General features: G+C 58.7%; 1 protein-coding gene. It reads right to left on the reverse strand.

The genetic code is table 11. The features are described 5' to 3' along the window. A partial coding sequence (locus tag AC1DKR_RS21395; RefSeq protein WP_478035220.1) for an aminotransferase class III-fold pyridoxal phosphate-dependent enzyme occupies positions 1–378 on the reverse strand: 378 nt, incomplete at both ends.

A 378-nucleotide genomic window follows, 5' to 3' on the forward strand; every position in this document is an offset into this window, starting at 1 on the left:
GTCATGCACGATCAGGCCACCCATCGGGATGTAGCCGGACGTCAGACCTTTGGCGATGGTCATCATGTGGGGCTTGAGGTCGTAGAAATCGGTACCGAACCACTCACCGGTACGACCGAAACCGCAGATCACCTCGTCGGCCACGAACAGGATGTCGTACTTGGCGAGGATTTCCTTGATGCGCGGCCAGTAGCTGTCTGGCGGAATGATCACGCCGCCGGCGCCCTGGATCGGCTCGGCAATAAAGGCACCGACGTTGTCGACGCCGATTTCCAGAATCTTCTCTTCCAGCTGATTGGCCGCCCAGATACCGAACTCTTGTGGCGTCATGTCACCGCCTTCACCGAACCAATACGGTTGGGCGATGTGGACGATGCC

Source organism: Stenotrophomonas sp. 01N47, from assembly GCF_056399165.1.